Genomic DNA, 233 nt, shown 5'->3' with positions numbered 1-233 from the left:
CGGGAGGTCATGTTGATGTTGATCTTCAGCAGCATCTCGCCGCTTTCCATCACGAACGGCAGCAGGCTCATGTTGTAGCCGCTGGTCACGGCGCCCGGGATCAGCGAGGTGGTACTGCCGACCTGGGCGACGTTGGAGATCTGGCTGGAGGCCAGGTAGCTGTCGTAGCGGCCGATCTGGATCGGCGCCGACTGAAGGTTGAGCGTGGTCACGGACGGGGAGCGGACGGTCGA

At 63.5% G+C, this 233-nt stretch carries 1 pseudogene; it reads right to left on the bottom strand.

Features of this window, described 5'->3' with window-relative positions:
* Nucleotides 1-212: pseudogene (locus tag HMPREF2924_RS20140) on the bottom strand (PilN family type IVB pilus formation outer membrane protein); the annotation flags it as partial.
* Nucleotides 213-233 lie beyond the last annotated feature (21 nt).

The organism is Pseudomonas sp. HMSC063H08 (assembly GCF_001813645.1).
Classification (GTDB): Bacteria; Pseudomonadota; Gammaproteobacteria; order Pseudomonadales; family Pseudomonadaceae; genus Pseudomonas; species Pseudomonas aeruginosa.
Note: the sequence above shows the minus strand (reverse complement) of the source record. Positions and strands in the feature narration are given on the sequence as shown.